This window comes from Meiothermus granaticius NBRC 107808, assembly GCF_003574355.1.
GTDB classification, from domain to species: domain Bacteria; phylum Deinococcota; class Deinococci; order Deinococcales; family Thermaceae; genus Meiothermus; species Meiothermus granaticius.
This window is the reverse complement of sequence record NZ_QWLB01000053.1, coordinates 1-19,825: the sequence shown is the minus strand read 5'-3', so window position 1 is coordinate 19,825 and position 19,825 is coordinate 1. Positions and strand designations below refer to the sequence as shown.

The window sequence follows — 19,825 nt, the reverse complement described above, 5'->3', positions numbered from 1 at the left end:
GGATGGGGGCGGGTGGGGGCGGGTCGCGCAGGATCAGGATCTGCCCAGGCTGAAGGGTATCCCCCTCGAGGCCGTTGCGCTTTTCTAGGCCGCGGAGGTCCAGCTTGAAACGGTCAGCGATCTCCCGCAGGGAGTCGCCGGGTTGGACCACATAGGTGCTGGGAAGGGCCCCCTGCGCCCAGCTTGTCCCCAGTAGCCCAGACCCAATCGCCAACAGCAACCCCCACACGGCCTTTTGGCTTGCCCAACCCATCTTGCACCTCCTCTACAGCTCGAGCAGTTCTTTGGGGCTTTTCGAGAGCACCTGGTGCCCCGACTCGGTCACCCACACCAAATCCTCGATGCGCACCCCGCCCAGGCCGGGAATATAGACCCCAGGTTCGATGGTGACGACATTTCCGGCCTCGAGCACATCCTCTGAGGTCTGGGAGAGCGAGGGCCCTTCGTGAATGAAAAGCCCCACCCCGTGCCCCAGGGAATGGGTGAAGAATTCGCCGTACCCCTGGGCTATGAGCAGCTCTCGGGCCATGCGGTCGAGTTCCTTGCCGCTTTGGCCGGGTCCTACCGCTTCCAAGGCCGTTTCTTCAGCCTGCTGTACCGCGGCGTACATTCGGCGCAACTCCTCACGCACCCGGCCCACCCCTACGGTGCGGGTCATGTCGGAGCGGTAGCCCTGGGTGACCGCCCCGAAATCGAGGGTGACCAGCTCACCGGCTTGGATCTTTTTCTCGCTGGCCCCTCCGTGCGGCATCGCCCCGCGCTCTCCTGAGGCCACGGTGATGCTGAAGGCGGCCCCCTCCGAGCCCCGGCGGCGCAGGAAGAACTCGAGCTCCAGCGCTACCTCGATCTCGCGCACCCCCGGCTGGATGAAGGGCAGGATATGCTGGAACCCCTCATCGGCCAGGGCTGCAGACCGGCGGATGGCCTCGATCTCCTGCGGGGTCTTCACCCGGCGAATTCGGTCGAAAACCTCGTGGGTGGCCACAAACTCCACCTTGGGGAGGCCTTTGCGCAGGGTCTCGAGCTCGGCTACGCTCAGGGCCTCGGCCTCAAACCCCACCCGCCCGGTAAGGTACTCCGAAAGCAGCGCGGGCAGCTCGTTGCGCTTGAGCAAGATGCGGTGGGGAAAGCGCTGCTCCTTGGCCTCGACCAGGTAGCGCCCATCGGTGATGAACACCGGGCCGCTGCGGGTGAGCACCACCTTGCCATCTTTGCCCTCAACGAAACCCGAGAGATACCGCACGTTTTCCGGTTTGGAGACGTAAAAGCCCTCCAACCCTAACCGGTCTAACAACCCGTTGAAGTCCACCCGCCCAACTCTACCCGCTCGAGCCCGATAATGCCAGTGAACCTTCACCAACCGGCGGGGTCGGGGGCCAGTTACGCCCTCTCCAAGCTAAATCGGGCCGCGCCCTCCTCATCGGCCCGTTCGGCCGCAAAACCGACCGACTCGGCCCTGGCAAACCTGAAAGCCTACCGCGAAGGGATCCCTGTGTTTTTGAATCCGGTATCAGCGGCTTCACGTTAGAAATAGGAGTGGCCTTCAGGGGATTCGGGGAAGGGCCAGGAGCTTCCATTGCCAGGTGCGAAACTCGGCCTGGCTGGGCTTATGGCCCTGGTAATAGGCGCCCAGGATACGCAACTCAACCCCTACCCCCCCGCGGAAGTAGTGCAGGGTAGGGCTGGTAAAATAGCCTTGGTCTTCCTGAAAGCGGGCCCCATCGGGGTCGTGGGGAATTGGTACCAGGTGCCCAGTCAGGGTTCGATAGTATTCCTGGGCGGTCACACGCTGGGTATTGATGGTTTGCTTGACCATCAGGGTGAACTCGAGTTTGTCGAGCTTGAGGGTATAGCGACAATCCTGGAGGGTGATACTCCCCGATCGCAGGTTCAAGGCAGGCTTGGCCTCCAGCACCGTCACCCCCAGAGCCGACCCGACCTGGGCAGAGGTTAGGGGGCAAGGGCTGGACGGGCTATTTTGGGCCAGGCCAATGGCTAAAGGTAGCAATGCCAGAATTATGAGTCGGAGCATGGTGTATTCCCCTCATTCCACCCAAGCAATTTTGGGTTAAACCCAACCCCAATTGTACAGTGCTCGGCGCGAGGACAAGGGTCGCCCGCAATTGCGCTTTGATACCAGAACGGCTTTGCATTAGGCTTTGCTGAGCCCAAACTTGACGGCACCCTCCTCGTCGGACAGTTCGGTGAGATAGCCCACCGGCCCTGTTTGCTCCAGCGAGAGGGCCAGGGTTTCTTCCTGGAGCCGCTGGCCAAACTGCACCAGGGACTCGGCGTATCTGCCCTCGGCGGTATAGGTCAGGTGGATGCGATCCGAGATGTTCAGGCCCATCTCTTTGCGGGCTTGCTGCACCAGCCGGATTAGGTCGCGGCTCAAGCCCTCGAGCAACAACTGCTCATCCAGTTTGACCTCGAGGGCCGCCAGATAGCCATCCTGCTCCTGGGCCGAGTAGCCTTCGGGCGAGAGGGCCTCGAGCAAGAGCTCGTCGGGGCTGAGGGCGTAGGTTTCCCCGCCGAGCTCGAGGTGTAGGCTACGCCCGGCCTTTACCGTCTGGGCCACCATCTTGCTGTCTAGTTCGGCCAGGGCGGCCCGAATGGCGGGCACCCGCTTGCCGTACTTTTTGCCCATCACCGGCAGGTTGGGCAACACCCGGTAGGTCAGGAGTTCCTCGCCCAACCCCAGCACCTCAACCTGCTTGACGTTCAGTTCCTCGGCAATTTCATCGGCAAAATGGCGCAACCCCGCCAGCTCGGCTTCGCTGGGGGCCGTTACCAGCACCCTGGGTAAGGGCATCCGGGTCTTGACCCCACTGATGGCCCGCGCACTCCGGGCCAGCCCCACCACCTTCACCACCGCCCCCATCTGGGTTAGCAGGGTCTCGTCTAGCAGCGCAGGGTCGGCTTTGGGCCAGTCCGACAGGTGTACCGACTCGGGGGCTTCGGGCCGCACCTTCCGCACCAGGTTTTGCCACAGGGCCTCGGCCACAAAGGGGGTGAAAGGGGCAGCCAACTGCGCTACGGTAACCAGGGCCTCCCACAGGGTGGCGTAGGCCGACTCCCGGTCGGTGGGGTCGTCGTTTTTCCAGAAACGGCGGCGGTTGCGGCGAACGTACCAGTTGGAAAGTTCTTCCACAAACTGCTCGAGTTCCTTTCCCGCTCCACGGGCATCGTAAGCATCCAGCCTGGCCGTGACCCGTTCAACTAGTTGCTGCAGGCGGGCCACCAGCCACCGATCCATCTCGGGCCGATCCGCCACCGCTGGGCGGTTTTGCAGGTTGGGCCGGTCCAGGTTGGCATACAGCACGAAGAAGCTGTACACGTTCCACAGCGTGCCCAAAAAGCCCCGCTGGGCCTCCTGCACCAGCCGCTCAGAAAAGCGCTTCTGCTCGCCCGGCTCGGAACCGGTAAAGAGGTACCAGCGCACCGCGTCGGCCCCGTACTGGTCGAACATCGGCAAGGGCTCCACCACGTTGCCCTTGCTCTTGGACATCTTGTGGCCCTTCTCGTCTACCAGGTGCCCCAGGCAGATCACGTTTTTGAAGCAAGGCTGGTCATAGAGCAGGGTCGAGATGGCGTGAAGCGAGTAGAACCAGCCCCGGGTCTGGTCAATGGCCTCGCAGATGTAGTCGGCGGGGAAGTGGCGTTGCCAGAGCCGGTAGTTTTCCTCGGTGCCGGGGAGGGGCTGGCCCTGTTCGTCCAGTAGCAGATGCCACTGGGCATAGGGCATGGCCCCGGAGTCGAACCAGACGTCGAGTACCTCGGGCACCCGGCGGAAGGTTTTGCCGTTTTTGACAAAGGTAATTTCGTCCACGTATGGGCGGTGCAGGTCCAGGTCGGAGAGGTCGCGGCCTGCCAGCTCCGAGAGTTCGCGCACGCTGCCCACACAAATTTTCTCCGAACCGTCCTCCGAGACCCAGAAGGGCAGCGGGGTGCCCCAATAGCGCTCGCGGCTGATGGCCCAGTCCACGTTGTCCTTGAGCCAGTTGCCGAAGCGCCCGTGTTTGATGTGTTCGGGGAACCAGTTGATCTTTTCGTTGTTGTCGTAGAGGGCCTGGCGGAAGTTGGAGGTTTTGATGTACCAGCTCGGCTTGGCAAAGTAGAGGATGGGGTCGCCGGTGCGGTCGTGGAAGGGGTAGCGGTGGCGAATCTGGCCTGCGTGGTACAGGACCCCCCGTTCCTTCATGATGCGAATGAGCCCCTTGTCGGCATCCTTGAAGAACTTGCCGCGCTCGTCGGTGACCTGCATAAGGCCGTACTCGTTGGTGCCAAAGAGCAGGGGGGTGCCGTACTGGCGGGCAAGCTCTAAGTCCTCGGCTCCGTAGACCGGGGCCTCGTGGGCCACCCCGGAGCCGTCTTCGGCGCTCACAAAGTCGGCCAGGGCCACAAAGTGCATCACCGGCCTGCCGTCCGGACGCTTTTCGCCCGGCTCCTTCAGCACCCCCAGCTCCACACCTACTTCGGGGAAGGGGGGGGTGTACTCCCACCCCTCGAGGTCTTTCCCCATAAGGTGAGCGACCACCTCGAGCTCTTCTTTATGCAGCTCCCGGAGCCGCTCCACCGCCTCGGCGGCAAAAATCAGAGGTCCCACCGAGGGGGAGCGCACTACCGCGTAATCCATTTCGGGGTTCACCGCCGCCATGGTGTTGGAGGGCAGCGTCCAGGGGGTGGTGGTCCAGACCAGAATGGCCAGGTTGCCCAGATCCTCCAGCCGCACCCCCTGGGCCATAAGCCGCTCGCGCACCGCCGGGGGGGTGGTTTCCAGTTTCAACGGGAAGCGCACATACACGCTGGGGTCGTCCACCTCGCGGTAGCCATCGGCAATTTCGTTTTGTGAGAGGGTGGAGGAGATGCGCGGCGATAAGGGCACCACCTTGTAGTCCTGCACCACCATGCCCCGGTCCCACATGCGCTTCAAGAGGTTCCACACCGACTCGATGTAGCGGTTTTGGTAGGTGATGTAGGGGTCGTTCAGATCCACCCAATACCCCATCCGCTCGGTGAAGTAGTTCCAGTCCTCGATGTTGGCAAATACCCACTCGCGGCACTGCTGGGTGAACTCGGCAATCTGCTCGCGGTTCAGGGTTTTGCGGCCCAGCACCCCTAGCTTTTTCTCCACTGCAATTTCCACCGGCAGGCCGTGGGTATCCCAGCCCCCTTTGCGGGTGACGTGGTAGCCCTGCATGGTTTTGTAGCGCGGAAAGATGTCCTTAAAGCTACGGGCCAGCACGTGGTGCATGGCTGGCTTGCCGTTGGCGGTGGGAGGGCCTTCGTAGAAAACGAATTTCCCCTGGGGAGCGGGTTTTTCCCCTGATTTCTCAAAGATGCCCTGTTGCTTCCAGAAGGCCAGCACCTCAGCCTCGAGGCTCGGGAAATCCGCAGCCCCCACTTCCTTGAACGGCTTTTTCTCCTCTACCATCCGGTCTCCTTCTGAGCGGGAGCGCTAAAAGGTGAGTCCGCACCCGGACTCCATTTAGGCTTCTCAGGTGCGGACGAGATATTCATCCCGCGTTACCACCGCACTTCCCAAAACTGCTCCAAAGCCGAGGCGCTCTGAACGAGTTTTAGGCGCTTCATTGGCGCTGTTTCGGGCGCACCCGTCAGGGTCTAGTTGCCTCTATGGAGAGGGGTTCTTCCTGAGTATCGGGGGTGATTTTCAGCCCGCGCGCATTCCCCTGGCTCGCACCCTCCCAGGCTCGCTGTAGCAGACCTTGCGGAGCGCCTCGGGCGTACTCTTCCCCGGCTTTACATCAACCGCAGGCTGTGTTAGGCTTTGCGGTTGGTGGTTCGCACCTTCTAAGGTAACAACCCCCAACCCCTGAGTCAACCAAGTGCGGTTTTCCCTCGCCCAGAGGCCTTGGGGAAAATGCCCTTGCTTATTGCACGCTCAGAGGAATATACTTCTAAAGGTTCCACAACAATCCACAGCGAGCGCCGTGCTTCTGGGTTATGCCGTTGCGGGACCGCGAGCTGTGATACCTGCCCCAAATGCCCACCATAGGGAGCCACCCACGATGCCAAGATCCAACCCCGATCCAAACGCCAGTACCCAAACCGCTCTGACCCGTACCGGCAAGAAAATTCGCCGTAAGACCTCTGAGCCCAGCCTTCCCCTGAGCTATCAGGAGCTTTCCAATCGCATTCTGCCTGAACTGCATCTTCTGGCCGCGGAGGCCGGGATTCCCGACTACAAAAAGCTCTCCAAAGACGAGTTGGTGATGACCCTGCTGTCCCAGGAGGCCAGCGATGAGGGCTTGCGCATCGCCAAGGGCTACCTCGAGATTTCCCCGGATGGCTATGGCTTCTTGCAGGAAAACCTCTACGTGCTCGAGTCGCGCAGCGTGATCGTTTCGGCTGGGTTAATCAAACAGTACCAGTTGCGTACGGGCGATTATGTGGTGGGTAAGGCCCGGGTTCCCCGCGAGAATGAACGCTATGGCACCTTGATGAAAGTGGAGGCGGTCAACAACTTGGACCCTGAGGCCGCAGCCAAGCGCCCCAAGTTCGATGACCTGATCCCGCAATTCCCCGACCGACAGCTGATCCTCGAGACCTCAGGGGAGGAGTCTTCCAACCGGGTGATTGACCTGCTGGCCCCCATCGGTCGGGGGCAGCGTGGGCTGATCGTGGCCCCACCTAAAGCCGGGAAGACCACCTTGTTGAAAAAGGTGGCCCGGGCTGTGCTGCGCAACGAGCCGGATGTCAAGGTCATTGTGCTGCTGGTGGACGAGCGGCCGGAGGAGGTCACCGATTTCCGCGAGAGTGTGGAGGGGGCCGAGGTCATCGCCTCGACGTTTGATGAGCCGCCCCAGAACCACATTCGGGTGGCTGAGTTTGTCCACGAGCGCAGCCGCCGGATCGTGGAGGAGGGTGGGCACGTGCTGATCCTCTTGGACTCGATCACCCGTCTGGCCCGGGCCAACAACCTGGTCACCCCGCCCACCGGGCGCACCCTATCCGGGGGTCTGGACTCGGCGGCCCTGCATTTCCCCAAGCGCTTCTTGGGGGCTGCCCGCAACATCCGTGGGGGAGGCTCGCTGACCATTTTGGCAACCGCTTTGGTGGAAACCGGTAGCCGTATGGACGATGTGATTTTCGAGGAGTTCAAAGGCACCGGCAACATGGAGCTGCACCTCTCCCGGCGCCTCGAGGAGCGCCGCATCTTCCCGGCAATTGATATCCTCAAGTCCGGTACCCGCCGCGAAGAGCTCTTGCTGGGCGAGGATGTGATCCAGAAGATGTGGCTGCTGCGCAAGGTGCTGGCCGATATGGATCCTGCCGAGGCCATGGAGATGCTGCTATCGCGGCTCTCGCGCACCAAGACCAACCGAGAGTTTTTAGCGACCTTGGCCGGGAAGTAACCCCATTGATGAGTGGATTTCTTAATACGCTTGCAACCTTGTCCGAAAAGTGGTTATACTCCCCGGGGAACCTGGCGTTCTAATCCAAGGCCGTGTGCGCCTCAAGATTAGAAGGCCCCTAACGAAAGGCTGAGGCCCGGCTGAGAATGGGCTAAAGCCCAGTAGTGTGGCCTGAAATCGACAGTGTTTGTCGGAGGTTGATCTTGCCTATCCATGAAGTTTTGAGCGGGGCCCTGGCCACGGGAGTTCTAAGCCTCCCCTTCGGAATCCCCCAGGCGGGCCTGCCCAAAAGCGCTGAGATTGCGGTGGCCGCTCCGGCTAAGAAGGGTTGGGCGCTGTATACCGTTCAGCCCGGCGATACCCTGAGTGCGATTGCGGCTCGGTTTGGTGTGGAGGCTAAGGCCATCATGTGGTCGAGCGGGATTACCAGTGTGGCCCTTCATCCGGGGGATGTCTTGCGTATCCCGCTTACGGATCTTGCGACAGACGCGGCCCATCTTCCCCCAGGGGTGCGGGAATATACGGTGCGTTCCGGGGATACTGTGGAGTCGGTGGCCCGGCGATTTGACCTCACCCCGTTGGGGCTGATCTCGGCCAATCCGGCCCTGGACAGCCTGGATCGCCTCGAGGTGGGTTCAACCCTCTATATTCCTACCGGTGAGGCGGGGCTGCTCCTTCAGCTCAAGAAGGGCGAGACCATCAAGGACTTGGCGGCACGCTACGGACTCAGTGTGGCTAAGGTGGCCAAAGCCAATGCCCTAAAGTCGCCCACCGAAGTCAGCGCGGGCGACTTCATCTTATTGCCTGGGGTTCAGGCCAAAGCCACCTATAGCAAGCTGTTGGCCTTGCAAACGGCTGAGCGCAAAGCCCGGGAAGAAGAAGCCCGGCGGCAGCAGCTCGAGGCCCAGCGCTTGGAGGCTGAACGCCAAGCCAAGCTCGAGGCCCAGCGCAAGCAGCAGGCTGAGCAGGCCCGCCAGCAGGCTCTCCAGCGACAACAAGCCCAGGCGCGCTCACGCCAGCAGAGCCAGAGCGAGGTGCGCCGGGCCAACTATGTGGTGGCGGCTGCGGGGTACCGCTATCCGGTGACCAACTTTGTGATCACCACCTACTTTGGCCAGCGTGGGGCCTATCAGCGGGTGCACACCGGTATCGATTTGGCGGCTCCGATGGGTACTCCAATCTACGCCGCTCGAGCGGGTACCGTCGAAGAGGCGGGCTGGAGCCCCTACGGGTATGGCCTCCACGTGATGCTCAACCATGGGGGTGCGGTGGAGACCCTGTACGGCCATATGTCGCGGATTGTGGCCCGTCCTGGGCAGTATGTGGAACGGGGCCAGCTGATCGGATATGTGGGCTCGACCGGTTGGAGCACCGGTCCACACTGCCACTTTGAAGTGCGGGTCAACGGGGTGCCCCGCAACCCCCTGGCCTATCTTCCCTAACAACCGCAGGGGTGCGGCCTAAGCCTCGGGGCTTAGGCCCTTTGGCGTTCCTTGTGTGTGCAGATGCTTTCCGCTTTGGGCCTTTGGTCTTAAGCTAAAAGGGTTGGAGGAGCTATGGAGAAAGGTACGCTGAGGGTCAAGACAGGGTTCGCCGAGATGTTTAAGGGCGGGGTGATCATGGACGTGGTCAACGCCCAGCAGGCCGAGGTCGCTCAGGAGGCCGGGGCTGTGGCGGTAATGGCTCTGGAGCGGGTCCCTGCGGATATTCGCGCCCAGGGTGGCGTGGCCCGGATGTCTGACCCCAAGTTAATCAAAGAGATCATCTCAGCCGTCTCGATCCCTGTAATGGCCAAATGCCGCATCGGCCACACGGTTGAGGCCCAGATCCTCGAGGCCCTGGGGGTAGACTTCATTGACGAGTCCGAGGTGCTTACCCCTGCGGATGAGTCGTTCCACGTGGATAAGTTTGCCTTCAAAGTGCCGTTCGTCTGCGGAGCCACCAACATTGGGGAGGCCTTGCGCCGCATTGGCGAAGGGGCGGCGATGATCCGGACCAAAGGCGAGGCCGGCACGGGCAACGTGGTTGAGGCGGTACGCCATGCTCGGAGTGTGCTGGGCAGCATTCGCCAGCTTCAGGCCATGCCCCGTGAGGAGCTGATGACCTTCGCCAAAGAGAACGGGGCGCCGTATGAACTGGTGCTGTGGGTGCACGAGAACGGCAAGCTGCCGGTGGTGAACTTTGCGGCAGGGGGGGTGGCTACCCCTGCGGACGCCGCCCTGATGATGCACCTGGGGATGGATGGGGTCTTTGTGGGTTCGGGAATTTTCAAGTCCGGTGACCCCAAGCGCCGGGCCAAAGCCATCGTGCGGGCGGTTACCCACTACAACGATCCGCAGATTCTGGCGGAGGTCTCGGAGGATTTGGGCGAACCGATGGTGGGGATCAACCTGGACTTCCTGTCTGAGGAAGAAAAGCTCGCCAAACGCGGCTGGTAAGCCAATTTTCACCCACCCTCCCGAAGTCCAGGGAGGGATTTTTGGGCTTGGTATAAGTTACGCCTCTGTTACGCAATACGTGACCTAAACTGCTACACTCGTAACGTATATGACAACGGGGGCTACCATCGCTCTAATTGTGCTGGTTACGGTTGTGGCTGTGTTCCTGTTGAGGTGGGGGATCCCGGCTTGGCTCCGGCAGAGGGCCGAGCGGGCGTTGGGCCAGCTCGAGGCCATGTACCGCTATGCCCGCCGCCATAACACCTTTGTGCGGCGCCATAAGGGACTGCGGTTTGTGGTGGTGCTGGGCAGCCGGGGCTTTCACTACATGCTCGAGGGCCACAGCGTCAGCCGGGCTCGCCTGCTACGGGCCCTGGGAGAGGGAGGGGAGGCCTTGTTGCTCAAGGCGGAAGGTGAGGAGAACCGTCATGGCCCGACCCCAACCTTTACCACCGCGGTGGCCTAGACCCCCCGGCAGCGGGACAGGATGGCCTCGACGTATAACGCAATTGCGATGGCTCAACAGACAAGCGTCAGGTCTTGGGTGTAGACTCAGGCCATGGCACCACACAGCGATGCTTACTGGGAGGAACGGTTTTCAGGCCGGGCCCGTCAGCGTATCCAGAGCTCAACCATCCGCGAGTTGCTCAAGCTCACCCGCCAGCCGGGAATCATCTCGTTTTCAGGGGGGCTTCCGGCCCCGGAGCTGTTTCCGGTAGAGGCCCTGGCGGCAGCCTCCGAGCGCATCTTGCGGGATAAGCCCAGCGAGGCCTTGCAGTATGGGCCAACCGAGGGTTACCCCGAGCTGCGCGAGTGCATTGCGGCCCAGCAGGGGGTTGAGCCCGAGGAGGTGTTGATCGTCTCGGGATCACAGCAGGGGCTGGACCTACTGGGAAAAGTGTTCATCCACCCTGGGGATCAGGTTTTGGTGGAGGCTCCAACCTATATGGGGGCTCTGCAGGCCTTCAACCCTTATGAGCCGGAGTACCTCAGCGTGCAACTGGGGGATACCGGGCTCGAGATGGATGTGCTCGAGGCGGCCCTGCAAACCCGCCCCAAGTTCATGTATGCCCTGCCGACCTTCCAGAACCCCTCGGGCTGGTTGCTGGATTTAGCCCAGCGGCAGCAGCTGGTGGAGTTGGCGGCCCGCTATGAGGTGCCGCTCATCGAAGACGACGCCTACGCTGCGCTGTATTTCAATGGGAAGCCGCTGCCCACGCTCTTTGAGCTGGACCGGGCTCGAGGCTCAAACAACGTGATTCGCCTTTCGACCTTCTCCAAAACCCTCACCCCTGGGCTGCGGGTGGCCTGGGTGATAGCCCCCAAGGTGGTGATCCGCAAGCTGGTGCAGGCCAAACAGGGCACCGATCTGCACACCCCCAGCTTCAATCAGATGCTGGTCTATGAGGTGGCACAGGGGGGGTTGGGGCCGCAAATCGAGCGCATTCGGGCCAAGTATCAGCGTAACCGCGACCTCATGCATGCGGCCCTGTCGGCCCATATGCCGGTTTCAGTGCGCTGGAATCGGCCTGAAGGCGGAATGTTTTTGTGGCTGCGGCTGCCCGAGGGGATGAGCGCTACCGAACTGTTCAAGCGTTCGATCGAGCAGAAGGTGGCTTTTGTTCCAGGCCTGCCCTTTCATGCCAACGGCGGGGGGGAGAACACCTTGCGACTCTCCTTCTCTCAGCCCACCGAGACCCAGATCCAGGAAGGGATTGCTCGGTTAGGGCAGGCGGTGGAGAGCTTACTGGGGATGGTCTCGAGCTGAATCAGGAGACCGCCCCCTCGAGCTGGAGCACCTTGGCCTTTCGACCGGGGCGCAGGCGGCGGTAAATGAGGATGGAGGCCCAGATGCCCAGCACCGCGACGCAATCCCAGAGGGTGCCAAACCAGATCTGCTCCGAGGTGCGGTTGTACAGCCCTAGATTGTAGAGCACGCCGATGGCCAGGATATGCCCGGTAAAGGTCCATAGAGAGGCCGACCCCAAGGGCACCAGCAACCAGCCCAAGCCCCGGTAAAGCGGCTTCCACAGCCAGGTCACCAGGGTGTAAGCGGCCCCAATGTAGACCGCCGTGAGCAGCAGGCGCATCGGCGAGAGGTTGGTTTTGTGCTCTTCGCCCAGCGCCAGTGCGCTCAGCCCTGGCCACAGCGGGCTGCCGTGGGCATAGTTCCAGATCAGGAGTGTCCCTAGGGCCACCACGGCCACACTGAGCAAATCCCGTACCGGGGCCACGCGGGCCAGCATGCGGCTCAGGTCCTCGCGGTGGTAGCCCAGCACCAGTCCGCCATAAAACAAGAACTGCCAGGCTGCCGGCAGGAAATAGGTGGCAAAGTTCTCAGGGTTTAGACCCACGGCATCTGGGCGGTACTGGCTGATGGCGTATAGGGCGGCGGAAACCAAAAAGGCCAGCCAGCCCTTGCCTCGGAACAGGGCCAGCAATACGATGGGCGCCAGCAACATGAACAGCACATAGAGGGTGAGGATCTCTGAACCTGCATAGCCCTGATGCATGGTGAGGATGGGAAGAACTGGCTCGAGCCAATTCTCCCTTGGCCAAGGGCTATCCCACACCTTGAGACCGGTCAGAAGGCTCCAGGCTCCAAATCCCAACGCGATCAGAATGGCGGTGCGGTATAGCACCACCGAGCGCAGCAGCAACCGCTCCACCGACTGGGCGAAGCTCTCCCGGGTCGCCAAGAGCCCCAGGGTCAGGCCTGAGATGAAGTAAAACCCCTCGGCAGCACTGGTGTAGAACTGAATATTTCCGGTGAGGTTGAAAAACCAGGAGTTGGCCCCCAGGTGGTCTACGGTCATCATGAATAGGCAGTAGCCCCTCAGGAAGTCAATGCGTAAATCGCGGCCCCCCTTACCGGAATAGGCCAGAGATCGGAACCAGGAACCCATCACGCCTTCAGGATAGCTTGCAATTCCCTTTGGGCTCGGGTTGTTTGCCTCTGGTCGCGTGACCGATGGCGTGAATCTTGGGCTGCGGGTGTTACCTCCTGCCAGGAGCAGGGATTGTGCTGTTGCTGCGCGAGGAGCGGGGAGACCTTTTCGCAGTCCGCTCCAGGATTACTCGAGGAATTCGCGTGTCTCAGGGCCTGTCTCGTGTTGTATGCCCTGAGACAGCAGCACCAGCATCGGCCAGGCTACCACCCAAGCAAGCAGCAGAAACAGCAAGATATCCACAGCTCCAGGCTAAAGGGCGGGTGTCAGCAGGGGGTCATTTACCCCAGGCCCCCATCGCCTTTGCTATCCCGGGGATTGCGAAACTGCTGGTTGGCCCGAATGCCCGCATCGAAGTCAATCTCGGTGGGAGGAAGGTCGTCCATCTCCACGATTACCGAGGGGTTGCTGGGGGTAGAGCGCGGGTTCGAGGGGATGCGGAAGCGTAAAAGTACCAGGGCTGCTGCCAGCAGCAATGCTCCCGCCACAATCCAGGCCATATCCTATGCTACCCCTCCACAGGCGGGTTGCGACAGCCTTATCTGGGCGTTACCTGTGGCCAGGTGCGTTAATGGGGGTTTCAATCGGCAGCAGCATTTTGCTGCTCTAGCAGTGGATTGGCTGCGGTGGATAGTCGGGTGTACCGCTCAAGGAACCGCTCTTTGGCCTGGACTCCCAGAAAGCCCGGTGGGGTTAGCTCCGGGGGCAAGCCGGGGTCGAGGAAGAGGTTTTTGCGTGCCTCGTGAATCAACCCGGTGAGCTGAACGAAGGCCTCCTCGGGGCTTTGGGGCTCACCGGGGGGTTGAGCCAGGAAGGCCCGGTAGCGCTTTTGGGCCTCCTCGAGGTTGAAGGATTTTTGGATCAGCCTCAGGGGTTCGGTTGAGGAAAAGCGCTCGGCCTGAAACAGCTCAACATAATCCTCCAGACCGTAGAACTGGATCAGGTTACCCGCTGCCTCGAGGCTGGCATTGGGGCTGATCCAGACCCCTGGGGTGGGGGTACCAAACCCCAGCAGCACCAGCTCATTGCGGAAGCGGTCCCGCACGGTGCGCTTGGCCTCAGGAACAGCGTAAACCAGAATGCGCCACCGCCCGTCCCAGGGGGAACCGTAGCTGTAGAGCCGGCTGCGCACGGTTTGCACCTGCCAGGCCACTCGAGCCGAGAGCCGGTAATAGGCCTTGCGCCCCACCCGCTCCGGCACGATCCAGCCTCGCTTGGCGCTGCGCGAAAGGGCGGCCCGCACCGCGGGTTCGCTAAACTCAAGCAGCTCCATCCAGCGGATGAGATCCCCTACCCAGGCGCGGTTTTGGGGGTAGAGATACTCCATGTACAAGGTGAACAGATAAGACCGAGCCCTCACAGGTCCAGTCTAAAGGGTAGGGCTGGAAGGGGAATGGCGGGTTCTGGGGCCCTACACCCCAAAGAGACAGCGAGGTGGGACAAACCATCTCCGCTTGGCCTGCGTATGGTAGCTTGAGCGGGCATGAGCCTCGAGGCTTTTTCCGACGAGTCCCTGCTGGCCTTGGTCGCTAGGGGCGATGAGGAGGCGCTTCGGGTGCTGTTTCGCCGGTATGCCAAGGCGGTGCTGGCGCTGGCAAAGCGGATGGGACTGGATGCGGCCACACGGGAGGATTGCGTGCAAGAGGTGTTCGGGCGAATCTGGAAAGGGGCCGAGACCTTCGACCCTCGAAGAACCTCAGCCCGGAGCTGGTTGCTGGCGGTGGCCCATCACGGGGCGGTAGACTTGGTGCGCCGCCAGGCCGCGCGACCTCAGGCCCTAGAGCCCGACCCCGAGCACGAGGAGGAGGCCTTTGACCTGGCAGGCCCGGGCCTCGACGAGGGGGCTGCCCTCGACCGCATTCGCCTCGAGAGGGGGCTGCGCGCCCTTTCCTTTGAGGAGCGCCAGGTGATTGAAGTCCTTTACTATCAGGGGTACGCCCACCAGGAGGCTGCCGCGCGGCTGGGTCTTCCGCTGGGCACCCTCAAAACCCGGGCCCGGCGGGCGCTGGAGAAGTTGCGGGAGGTGCTGGGTGAGGCTTGAGGAAGCCCGGGAACTGCTCCCGCTCTATGCCCTGGATGCGCTTTCGCCGCAGGAGGAGCGGGAGCTCGAGGCCGCCCTGCGGCTTTACCCCCAGCTCCAAACTGAACTAAACGCCCTGCAGAACACGGTTGCGGGGCTGGTGACTGGGCTCCCGGCTGAAGAGGTCCCGGAGGGGTTCGAGGATCGGGTAATGGCCCGACTGCCCCACCGCCCGCGGGGATCGGAGCCCAAGGAGGCACCGCGGCCAACAGCCCCTTTGACCCGCCGGGGGTTCCTGCATTGGCTGACCCCAGCCCTGGCCGCTGCCCTGCTGGTGGGGCTGGTTTGGACAGGGAGTGCGGCCTGGGGCTGGGTGCAGGCCTTGGGCCATCCCGATACCCGGGTGGTCACGCTGGTCAACGCCCAAGGCCAGGTAGTGGGTCGGGCCCTGGTGCGCCCAGACCGACAGACCCTGCTGGTGGTGGATCTGCCTCCTCCGGCGGGAGGCAAAGTGTATCAGGCCTGGGGGCTGGGGGCTGGGCCGCCTATCCCGCTCGAGACCTTTAGCCGGCGGGTTGCGTTGTTGTGGTTGCCCCCACAAGCCACCGCCCTGGCGGTTTCGCAGGAACCGGCGGGCGGTAGCTCGAGCCCCACCCAGATTCTCGCCTTGCCCCAGAACTGAGGCGGGGCTACAGCAGCTCGAGCCCGGGCCAGCCGCTCAGCAGGTCTTCTTCGGTGAGGGCTTCGCCGCTGGCCTCCGGGGTCCAGGCCAGATAGGCGGCCAGCATGGTCACCGGGGTGGTGGAGGATAGGGCCATTAGGGCTTGCTTAGCCCCAGCCGCGCGCAGGGGCTTGGGCACCTCGGGGAGGGTTCCGTGGGCGGCCACCACCATCGTCACCAAGATGTAGCGCCCATCCGGTTCGGCCTTGGGCTGGTAGACCGTGTTGGTCTCGAGCTTCCCCTCGAACTTGCGGTAGGTTTCCACGGATTCGGAGCGCACCTGGGTCATCCATTGGTCGAACTGCCCCTCAGCTCGATCCAAAGAGCCCCGCCAGGTCTCGTAGCTTCCAAAACGCCAACCAGCTTGGTCACGCAGCAGCAGTACGGCCGCATCATCAACCAGGTCGGCCAGGCCTTTGGTGCTTTCGGTTTCGGCATTGTTGGCCAGCGTCCGCAGGGCGGCTTGGAGCTGGGGGGTGTACAGCGTGGCAATGCGCAGCCTCGAGACCTCGGCCTCGGCTTCGGCCCCACCTCCCCCGGAGCTGGCTCGAGCCAACCCCCGTACGATGGCAAACCCCACGAAAATCAGCCCAGCAAAGAGCAGAATCCCCGTAAGGCCGATCCCGCTGCTGAACCCGAACCCTGGACCAACGACGATGGGGGCGCTGGGGTAGTAGCCGCCGGTGCCGCGTGGGTAGCTGGGATAGCTAGGGTAGGTGGGGTAAGACGGGGCTGGGGAAGGGTTGACCTGTGGGAACGAGGGGGTGCGAAACCCACCCCGCCCCCCCACCCCGCCCCCTGAGCGCTGCGCTAGGGCTGGGCTGGCCTCGAGGCCTGCGAGGGGCGTTGAGCAGGGGGGCAGCCCTCCCGAGGCGAGGAGCCCGATCAGCACCCAGATGAGAAGGCGTTGCACCCCTTCAAGATACCCTATCCGGGCGGAAGAACGTTGCCAGGGGCAGAGGGGGTCCCTGGTTTGGCGATGGCCGAGCCATTACCCTAAGAAGCTGTGGAGACCCCACCTAGCCTTTATCGCTCGATTCGCCTGTACCGCCTGTTTCTGCCCTTGCTGATCGCCCTGGTGGTCGTGCTGTTTGAGCTATCGCTGCTGCCCTACGGGGGGCAGCGGCTTGCGTTTTGGTTGCACCTGGGGTTTTACAGCCTGGTAGGTCCGTTGGTCACCTGGATGACCCTGGAGTGGATTGCCCAGCAGGTGCAGGAGCGCGAGCAGGCGCAGCTGGCCCTCGAGCAGGCCAACCGCCGCCTGGAAGCGGTGGGCAATGTGCTCAAGGGGGCCTCGGTGGCCGAGAACCTCGAGCAGGCTTTGCAGGCTGTGGTGGGGGAGGTGGCCCATTCCTTGGGTCGGGGAGCGGCCATTACGGTAGAGGGGGTGCGGGCCGCCTCGCCGGGGTTTCAGGGCCAGCCCGAGACGACCTTCGCGCTGCCGCTGGGGGAACTCAACGGAACCCTTGAGGTGGATCTGTCCCGTCCCATCTCCCGTGAAGAGCGGGGTTTTCTCGAGGTGCTCGTAGCCGAGGTGGTGGGGGCCTTGGAGGGAGTGCGGGCTCGAACCCGCGACCTGCTCACCCTGTATGAGGTAGATCAGGCCCTGCGGGCCGAGGCCAACCTGGAAAAGCTTCTGGCTCGGCTTTTGGAGCGCATTTTGGAGTGGGCCGAGGCGGAAGGGGGTGGGGTGTTCCTCATGGATCCAGAGCGTTTCCTTCAGCCGCAAGTGATGCGGGGTTTGGATCTGCCCCCCCACGCTTTTGCCCCCCAGGGGATTTGGCAAGAGGCCCTCTCAACCCCGGTGTTCGTGCAGGAAAACCTTCTGGCGGTGCCGCTGAGCACCGAGGAAAAGAGCGAACGCTCGTCTGCAGCCATTGGGCTGATGCTGGTACGGGGCCAGGCCGGAATCCTGCAGCAAAAGCTCCCCTTTTTGCGCTTCTTGGCGGCTCAGGTGGCCCTGGCGGTGCGCAATGCCCAGGCCTATCTGCGGGCGGAGGAATTGGCCCTTACCGAGGAGCGCAACCGCATTGCCCGGGAGATTCACGATGGCATCGCTCAGGCGCTGGCCTTCATGGCCTTGAAGCTGGACTTGGTCGAGCGGCTGCTCACCACCGATCCGAGCCGGGCCCTGGCTGAGCTGAACCAGGTCAAGGAAACCCTGCGGGCCCAGATTCGCGAGGTCCGCCGCAGCATTTTTGCCCTGCGCCCGATTGACCTCGAGCGCTATGGCTTTCTCGAGTCGGTGCGCCGCTATGCCACGGCGTTTGCCGAACAGGCGGGGTTTCGGCTGCGCCTCGAGCTGCCCGAGCGGCTCGAGCTGTCCCCGGCTTCCGAGCTGGTTTTCTTTCGGGTGCTGCAAGAGGCCTTGGCCAACGCCGCCAAGCACGCCCGGCCCTCGCTGGTGCAGGTCTCGCTCCAACCTTTGGGGGAGCGAGGGGGGCGGCTTGAGGTGCGGGACAACGGCAGGGGCTTCGAATGGGGCTCCACAACTGCCGGGATGGGGGGGTTTGGCCTAACCCAAATGCGCGAACGGGTCGAGGCCCGGGGGGGGACCTTCGCGGTGAAGCCGGTGCTCGGGGAAGGCACCACGGTGCAGGCCGAGCTGCCGTTTTAGAGCCCTAGGGGGATGCGATGGGTAAAGCGAACCTGGTCCTTTTGGCGGACTCCAATCCAGAGCACGTCCAAGGTGTTGGGGAGGGTGAGCTCGAGGGTGGCGGGGCCGCTGAGGTTTTGCCAGAACTGGGGCTGCGCCCCTACCGAAAGGGTGTAGCTCCCCGCAGGCAGGGTAAAGCGCACCTGTGTTCCGGGAACCCGGCTCTTCTCTATGCGGCTGCTGAGCTGTACCCCCCGTTCCCCGGGCTGTACCCCCCACCAGGTTTGGCCATCGAAAAGCCCGTAGTCGGGGGTGGTCCCCGGAGGCAGCTCGAGCCGGGTGTTGATCCGGCCCTCCAAGGTGGCGTACAGCCCTCCCCCTACAAACACCCCCAGTTTGCTGGGCGCCGAGCCCACCAGGGCCACCGTCTCACGCTCGGCGATGGCCGGGGTGCGCGAGACCTGAGGGTCGAAGGGTCGAGCCACGAAGTTCTGCACCACCATCACCTTATCGCCCTTGCGCACCAGGGCGACCCCTAGATGGGTGAAGCTGGGGTTGAGCAGGTTGGCCCGGTGCCCTGGGCTGTTCATCCAACCGCTAAGGGCCCGCGCGGGCACCTCGGCCTCGGGATACCCCTGGAAGCTGGCCAGGTTTTCCCCGGTGACAACCTCGAGAATCCCGGCCCGGTGCATCCGGTCGGCGGAGGAGAGGCCCTCGGGCGTTTGGTGAGCGAAGTAGCCGCGCTCGAGCATGTCCCGGGCGTGCTGGCTGGCCGATTGATAGGCCAGGGGCTCCCAGGCCAAGGGGGGGAGGCCAGACTGGGCCCGTAGGGTATTGGTGCGCTGAAGCACCTCGAGCTCCAGCGCGCTTTGTGCCAGCGCCAGCGGGGCCAGCAGCCCCAGCAGTAGGACCCACGCTTTCATCCCCTACATCCTAGGCTTTACCCCCGGAGCCCTGGGTTTATTTTCCCTGCCTGGGGTGTGAGAACCTCGAGCTTAACGTAACCTAAAGACAAGCCATGTCTGGGGTTTGCCTGCGCTTGCTGGGAGCGCCTGCGCTGGAGCAGGCGGGAAGGCCGCTGGCCCTGCCCACCCGCAAGCTGTGGGGGCTGCTGGCGTATCTGGCCCTGGAAGGCCCCGCCCCCCGGAGCAAGCTGGCCGGGCTGTTCTGGAGCGAGCAGGACGAGGCCACCGCGCGGGGCAACCTGCGGCGCGAGCTCAACCGGCTGCGGCATACGCCGATCGCCACCCTGCTGCAAACCGACCGCGACCTGCTGCAACTGGGGCCGATCCAGACCGACGTAGCAGAGTTCCAAACCCACCTGAAGGAAGGGGAACTCGAGCCCGCCCTGGCCCTCTACCGGGGGCCGTTGCTCCTGGGGCTGGAAATCTCGGGCGCGGAGGGCTTTGCCGAGTGGCTCGAGGCCCGGCGCGAGGAGCTGGCCCGCCTGTGGCGCGAGGCCCTGCAAAGGCAAGCCGAACGCCTCGAGGCCGCCCGCGACCTGCGGGGAGCCCTCTCGGCGCGGCTGGCACTCCTGCGCGAAGACGAACTGCAAGAGCTGCACCACCGCGAGGCCATGCGGCTCCACGCCCTCCTGGGCGAACGGGAAGCTGCGCTGGCCCGCTTTGCCCGGCTCCAGGAGCTGCTCCGCAAAGAACTGCGCCTGGAGCCGCTGCCCGAGACCCTGGCCCTGGCCCGGCAGATTGAGCGGGGCCAGGGCCAGGGT

The 19,825-nt window shown here is 63.2% G+C and carries 18 protein-coding genes; 9 read left to right on the top strand and 9 right to left on the bottom strand.

The window, feature by feature from the left end:
* The 4 genes from Mgrana_RS14690 to ileS form a co-directional block, all read right to left on the bottom strand.
* Positions 1–253 (bottom strand): LysM peptidoglycan-binding domain-containing protein (locus Mgrana_RS14690; protein ID WP_147371310.1); only part of this gene is annotated, 253 nt, incomplete at its 3' end.
* A 12-nt stretch (positions 254–265) separates the two neighbouring features.
* Positions 266–1,309, bottom strand: a complete 1,044-nt coding sequence (locus Mgrana_RS14685; protein WP_119358346.1) for a M24 family metallopeptidase — start codon at positions 1,307–1,309, stop codon at positions 266–268.
* Positions 1,310–1,543: 234 nt separating this feature from the next.
* Positions 1,544–2,032: a hypothetical protein gene (locus Mgrana_RS14680; RefSeq protein WP_119358345.1), complete on the bottom strand. Its 489-nt coding sequence runs from the start codon at positions 2,030–2,032 to the stop codon at positions 1,544–1,546.
* A gap of 120 nt (positions 2,033–2,152) precedes the next feature.
* Positions 2,153–5,434, bottom strand: coding sequence for an isoleucine--tRNA ligase (ileS, locus tag Mgrana_RS14675; RefSeq protein WP_119358344.1), 3,282 nt, complete (start codon positions 5,432–5,434; stop codon positions 2,153–2,155).
* A 595-nt stretch (positions 5,435–6,029) separates the two neighbouring features.
* Here ileS and rho point away from each other — a divergent pair.
* The 5 genes from rho (at position 6,030) to Mgrana_RS14650 (ending at position 11,582) form a co-directional block, all read left to right on the top strand.
* On the top strand, positions 6,030–7,376 hold the full coding sequence (gene rho / locus Mgrana_RS14670) for a transcription termination factor Rho (protein ID WP_371862047.1): 1,347 nt from the start codon (positions 6,030–6,032) through the stop codon (positions 7,374–7,376).
* Between the two features lie 203 nt (positions 7,377–7,579).
* Positions 7,580–8,818: a peptidoglycan DD-metalloendopeptidase family protein gene (locus Mgrana_RS14665; protein WP_119358347.1), complete on the top strand. Its 1,239-nt coding sequence runs from the start codon at positions 7,580–7,582 to the stop codon at positions 8,816–8,818.
* A 114-nt stretch (positions 8,819–8,932) separates the two neighbouring features.
* Positions 8,933–9,814, top strand: a complete 882-nt coding sequence (gene pdxS, locus Mgrana_RS14660) for a pyridoxal 5'-phosphate synthase lyase subunit PdxS (protein WP_119358343.1) — start codon at positions 8,933–8,935, stop codon at positions 9,812–9,814.
* A 109-nt stretch (positions 9,815–9,923) separates the two neighbouring features.
* The gene (locus Mgrana_RS14655) at positions 9,924–10,280 is read left to right on the top strand and encodes a hypothetical protein (RefSeq protein ID WP_147021094.1); all 357 of its coding nucleotides are present in this window, start codon (positions 9,924–9,926) and stop codon (positions 10,278–10,280) included.
* 93 nt (positions 10,281–10,373) lie between these two features.
* Positions 10,374–11,582, top strand: a complete 1,209-nt coding sequence (locus tag Mgrana_RS14650) for an aminotransferase-like domain-containing protein (RefSeq protein ID WP_119358341.1) — start codon at positions 10,374–10,376, stop codon at positions 11,580–11,582.
* A 1-nt stretch (position 11,583) separates the two neighbouring features.
* Here the strand turns inward: Mgrana_RS14650 and opgC are convergent, their stop codons facing one another.
* The 3 genes from opgC to Mgrana_RS14635 form a co-directional block, all read right to left on the bottom strand.
* Positions 11,584–12,720 carry an OpgC domain-containing protein gene (opgC, locus tag Mgrana_RS14645; protein WP_119358340.1) on the bottom strand — a complete coding sequence of 379 codons (1,137 nt, stop codon included), beginning with the start codon at positions 12,718–12,720 and terminating at the stop codon, positions 11,584–11,586.
* Positions 12,721–13,043: 323 nt separating this feature from the next.
* Positions 13,044–13,262: a hypothetical protein gene (locus tag Mgrana_RS14640; RefSeq protein WP_119358339.1), complete on the bottom strand. Its 219-nt coding sequence runs from the start codon at positions 13,260–13,262 to the stop codon at positions 13,044–13,046.
* A gap of 80 nt (positions 13,263–13,342) precedes the next feature.
* A complete protein-coding gene (locus Mgrana_RS14635; protein WP_119358338.1) occupies positions 13,343–14,122 on the bottom strand; it encodes a PaaX family transcriptional regulator in 780 nt (259 codons plus the stop codon).
* A gap of 123 nt (positions 14,123–14,245) precedes the next feature.
* Between Mgrana_RS14635 and Mgrana_RS14630 the strand changes: the two genes are divergently transcribed.
* Both Mgrana_RS14630 and Mgrana_RS14625 read left to right on the top strand, forming a co-directional pair.
* Positions 14,246–14,803, top strand: coding sequence for a sigma-70 family RNA polymerase sigma factor (locus Mgrana_RS14630; RefSeq protein WP_119358337.1), 558 nt, complete (start codon positions 14,246–14,248; stop codon positions 14,801–14,803).
* Positions 14,793–15,464: an anti-sigma factor gene (locus Mgrana_RS14625; protein WP_119358336.1), complete on the top strand. Its 672-nt coding sequence runs from the start codon at positions 14,793–14,795 to the stop codon at positions 15,462–15,464. Before Mgrana_RS14630 ends, Mgrana_RS14625 begins: the two co-directional genes overlap by 11 nt.
* A gap of 7 nt (positions 15,465–15,471) precedes the next feature.
* On the opposite strand, the gene Mgrana_RS14620 is transcribed toward Mgrana_RS14625, so the two are convergent.
* On the bottom strand, positions 15,472–16,365 hold the full coding sequence (locus Mgrana_RS14620; RefSeq protein WP_170146495.1) for a DUF1517 domain-containing protein: 894 nt from the start codon (positions 16,363–16,365) through the stop codon (positions 15,472–15,474).
* A 144-nt stretch (positions 16,366–16,509) separates the two neighbouring features.
* Here Mgrana_RS14620 and Mgrana_RS14615 point away from each other — a divergent pair, with 144 nt between their 5' ends.
* Positions 16,510–18,120 carry an ATP-binding protein gene (locus Mgrana_RS14615; RefSeq protein WP_119358334.1) on the top strand — a complete coding sequence of 537 codons (1,611 nt, stop codon included), beginning with the start codon at positions 16,510–16,512 and terminating at the stop codon, positions 18,118–18,120.
* On the opposite strand, the gene Mgrana_RS14610 is transcribed toward Mgrana_RS14615, so the two are convergent.
* Entirely contained in the window at positions 18,117–19,022 is a 906-nt protein-coding gene (locus Mgrana_RS14610; RefSeq protein ID WP_119358333.1) for a CAP domain-containing protein, read from the bottom strand. The genes Mgrana_RS14615 and Mgrana_RS14610 overlap by 4 nt on opposite strands.
* Before the next feature lie 95 nt (positions 19,023–19,117).
* On the opposite strand from Mgrana_RS14610, the gene Mgrana_RS14605 reads away from it, so the two are divergent.
* Positions 19,118–19,825: AfsR/SARP family transcriptional regulator (locus Mgrana_RS14605; RefSeq protein WP_276309163.1), on the top strand; the 708-nt coding region annotated here is incomplete at its 3' end.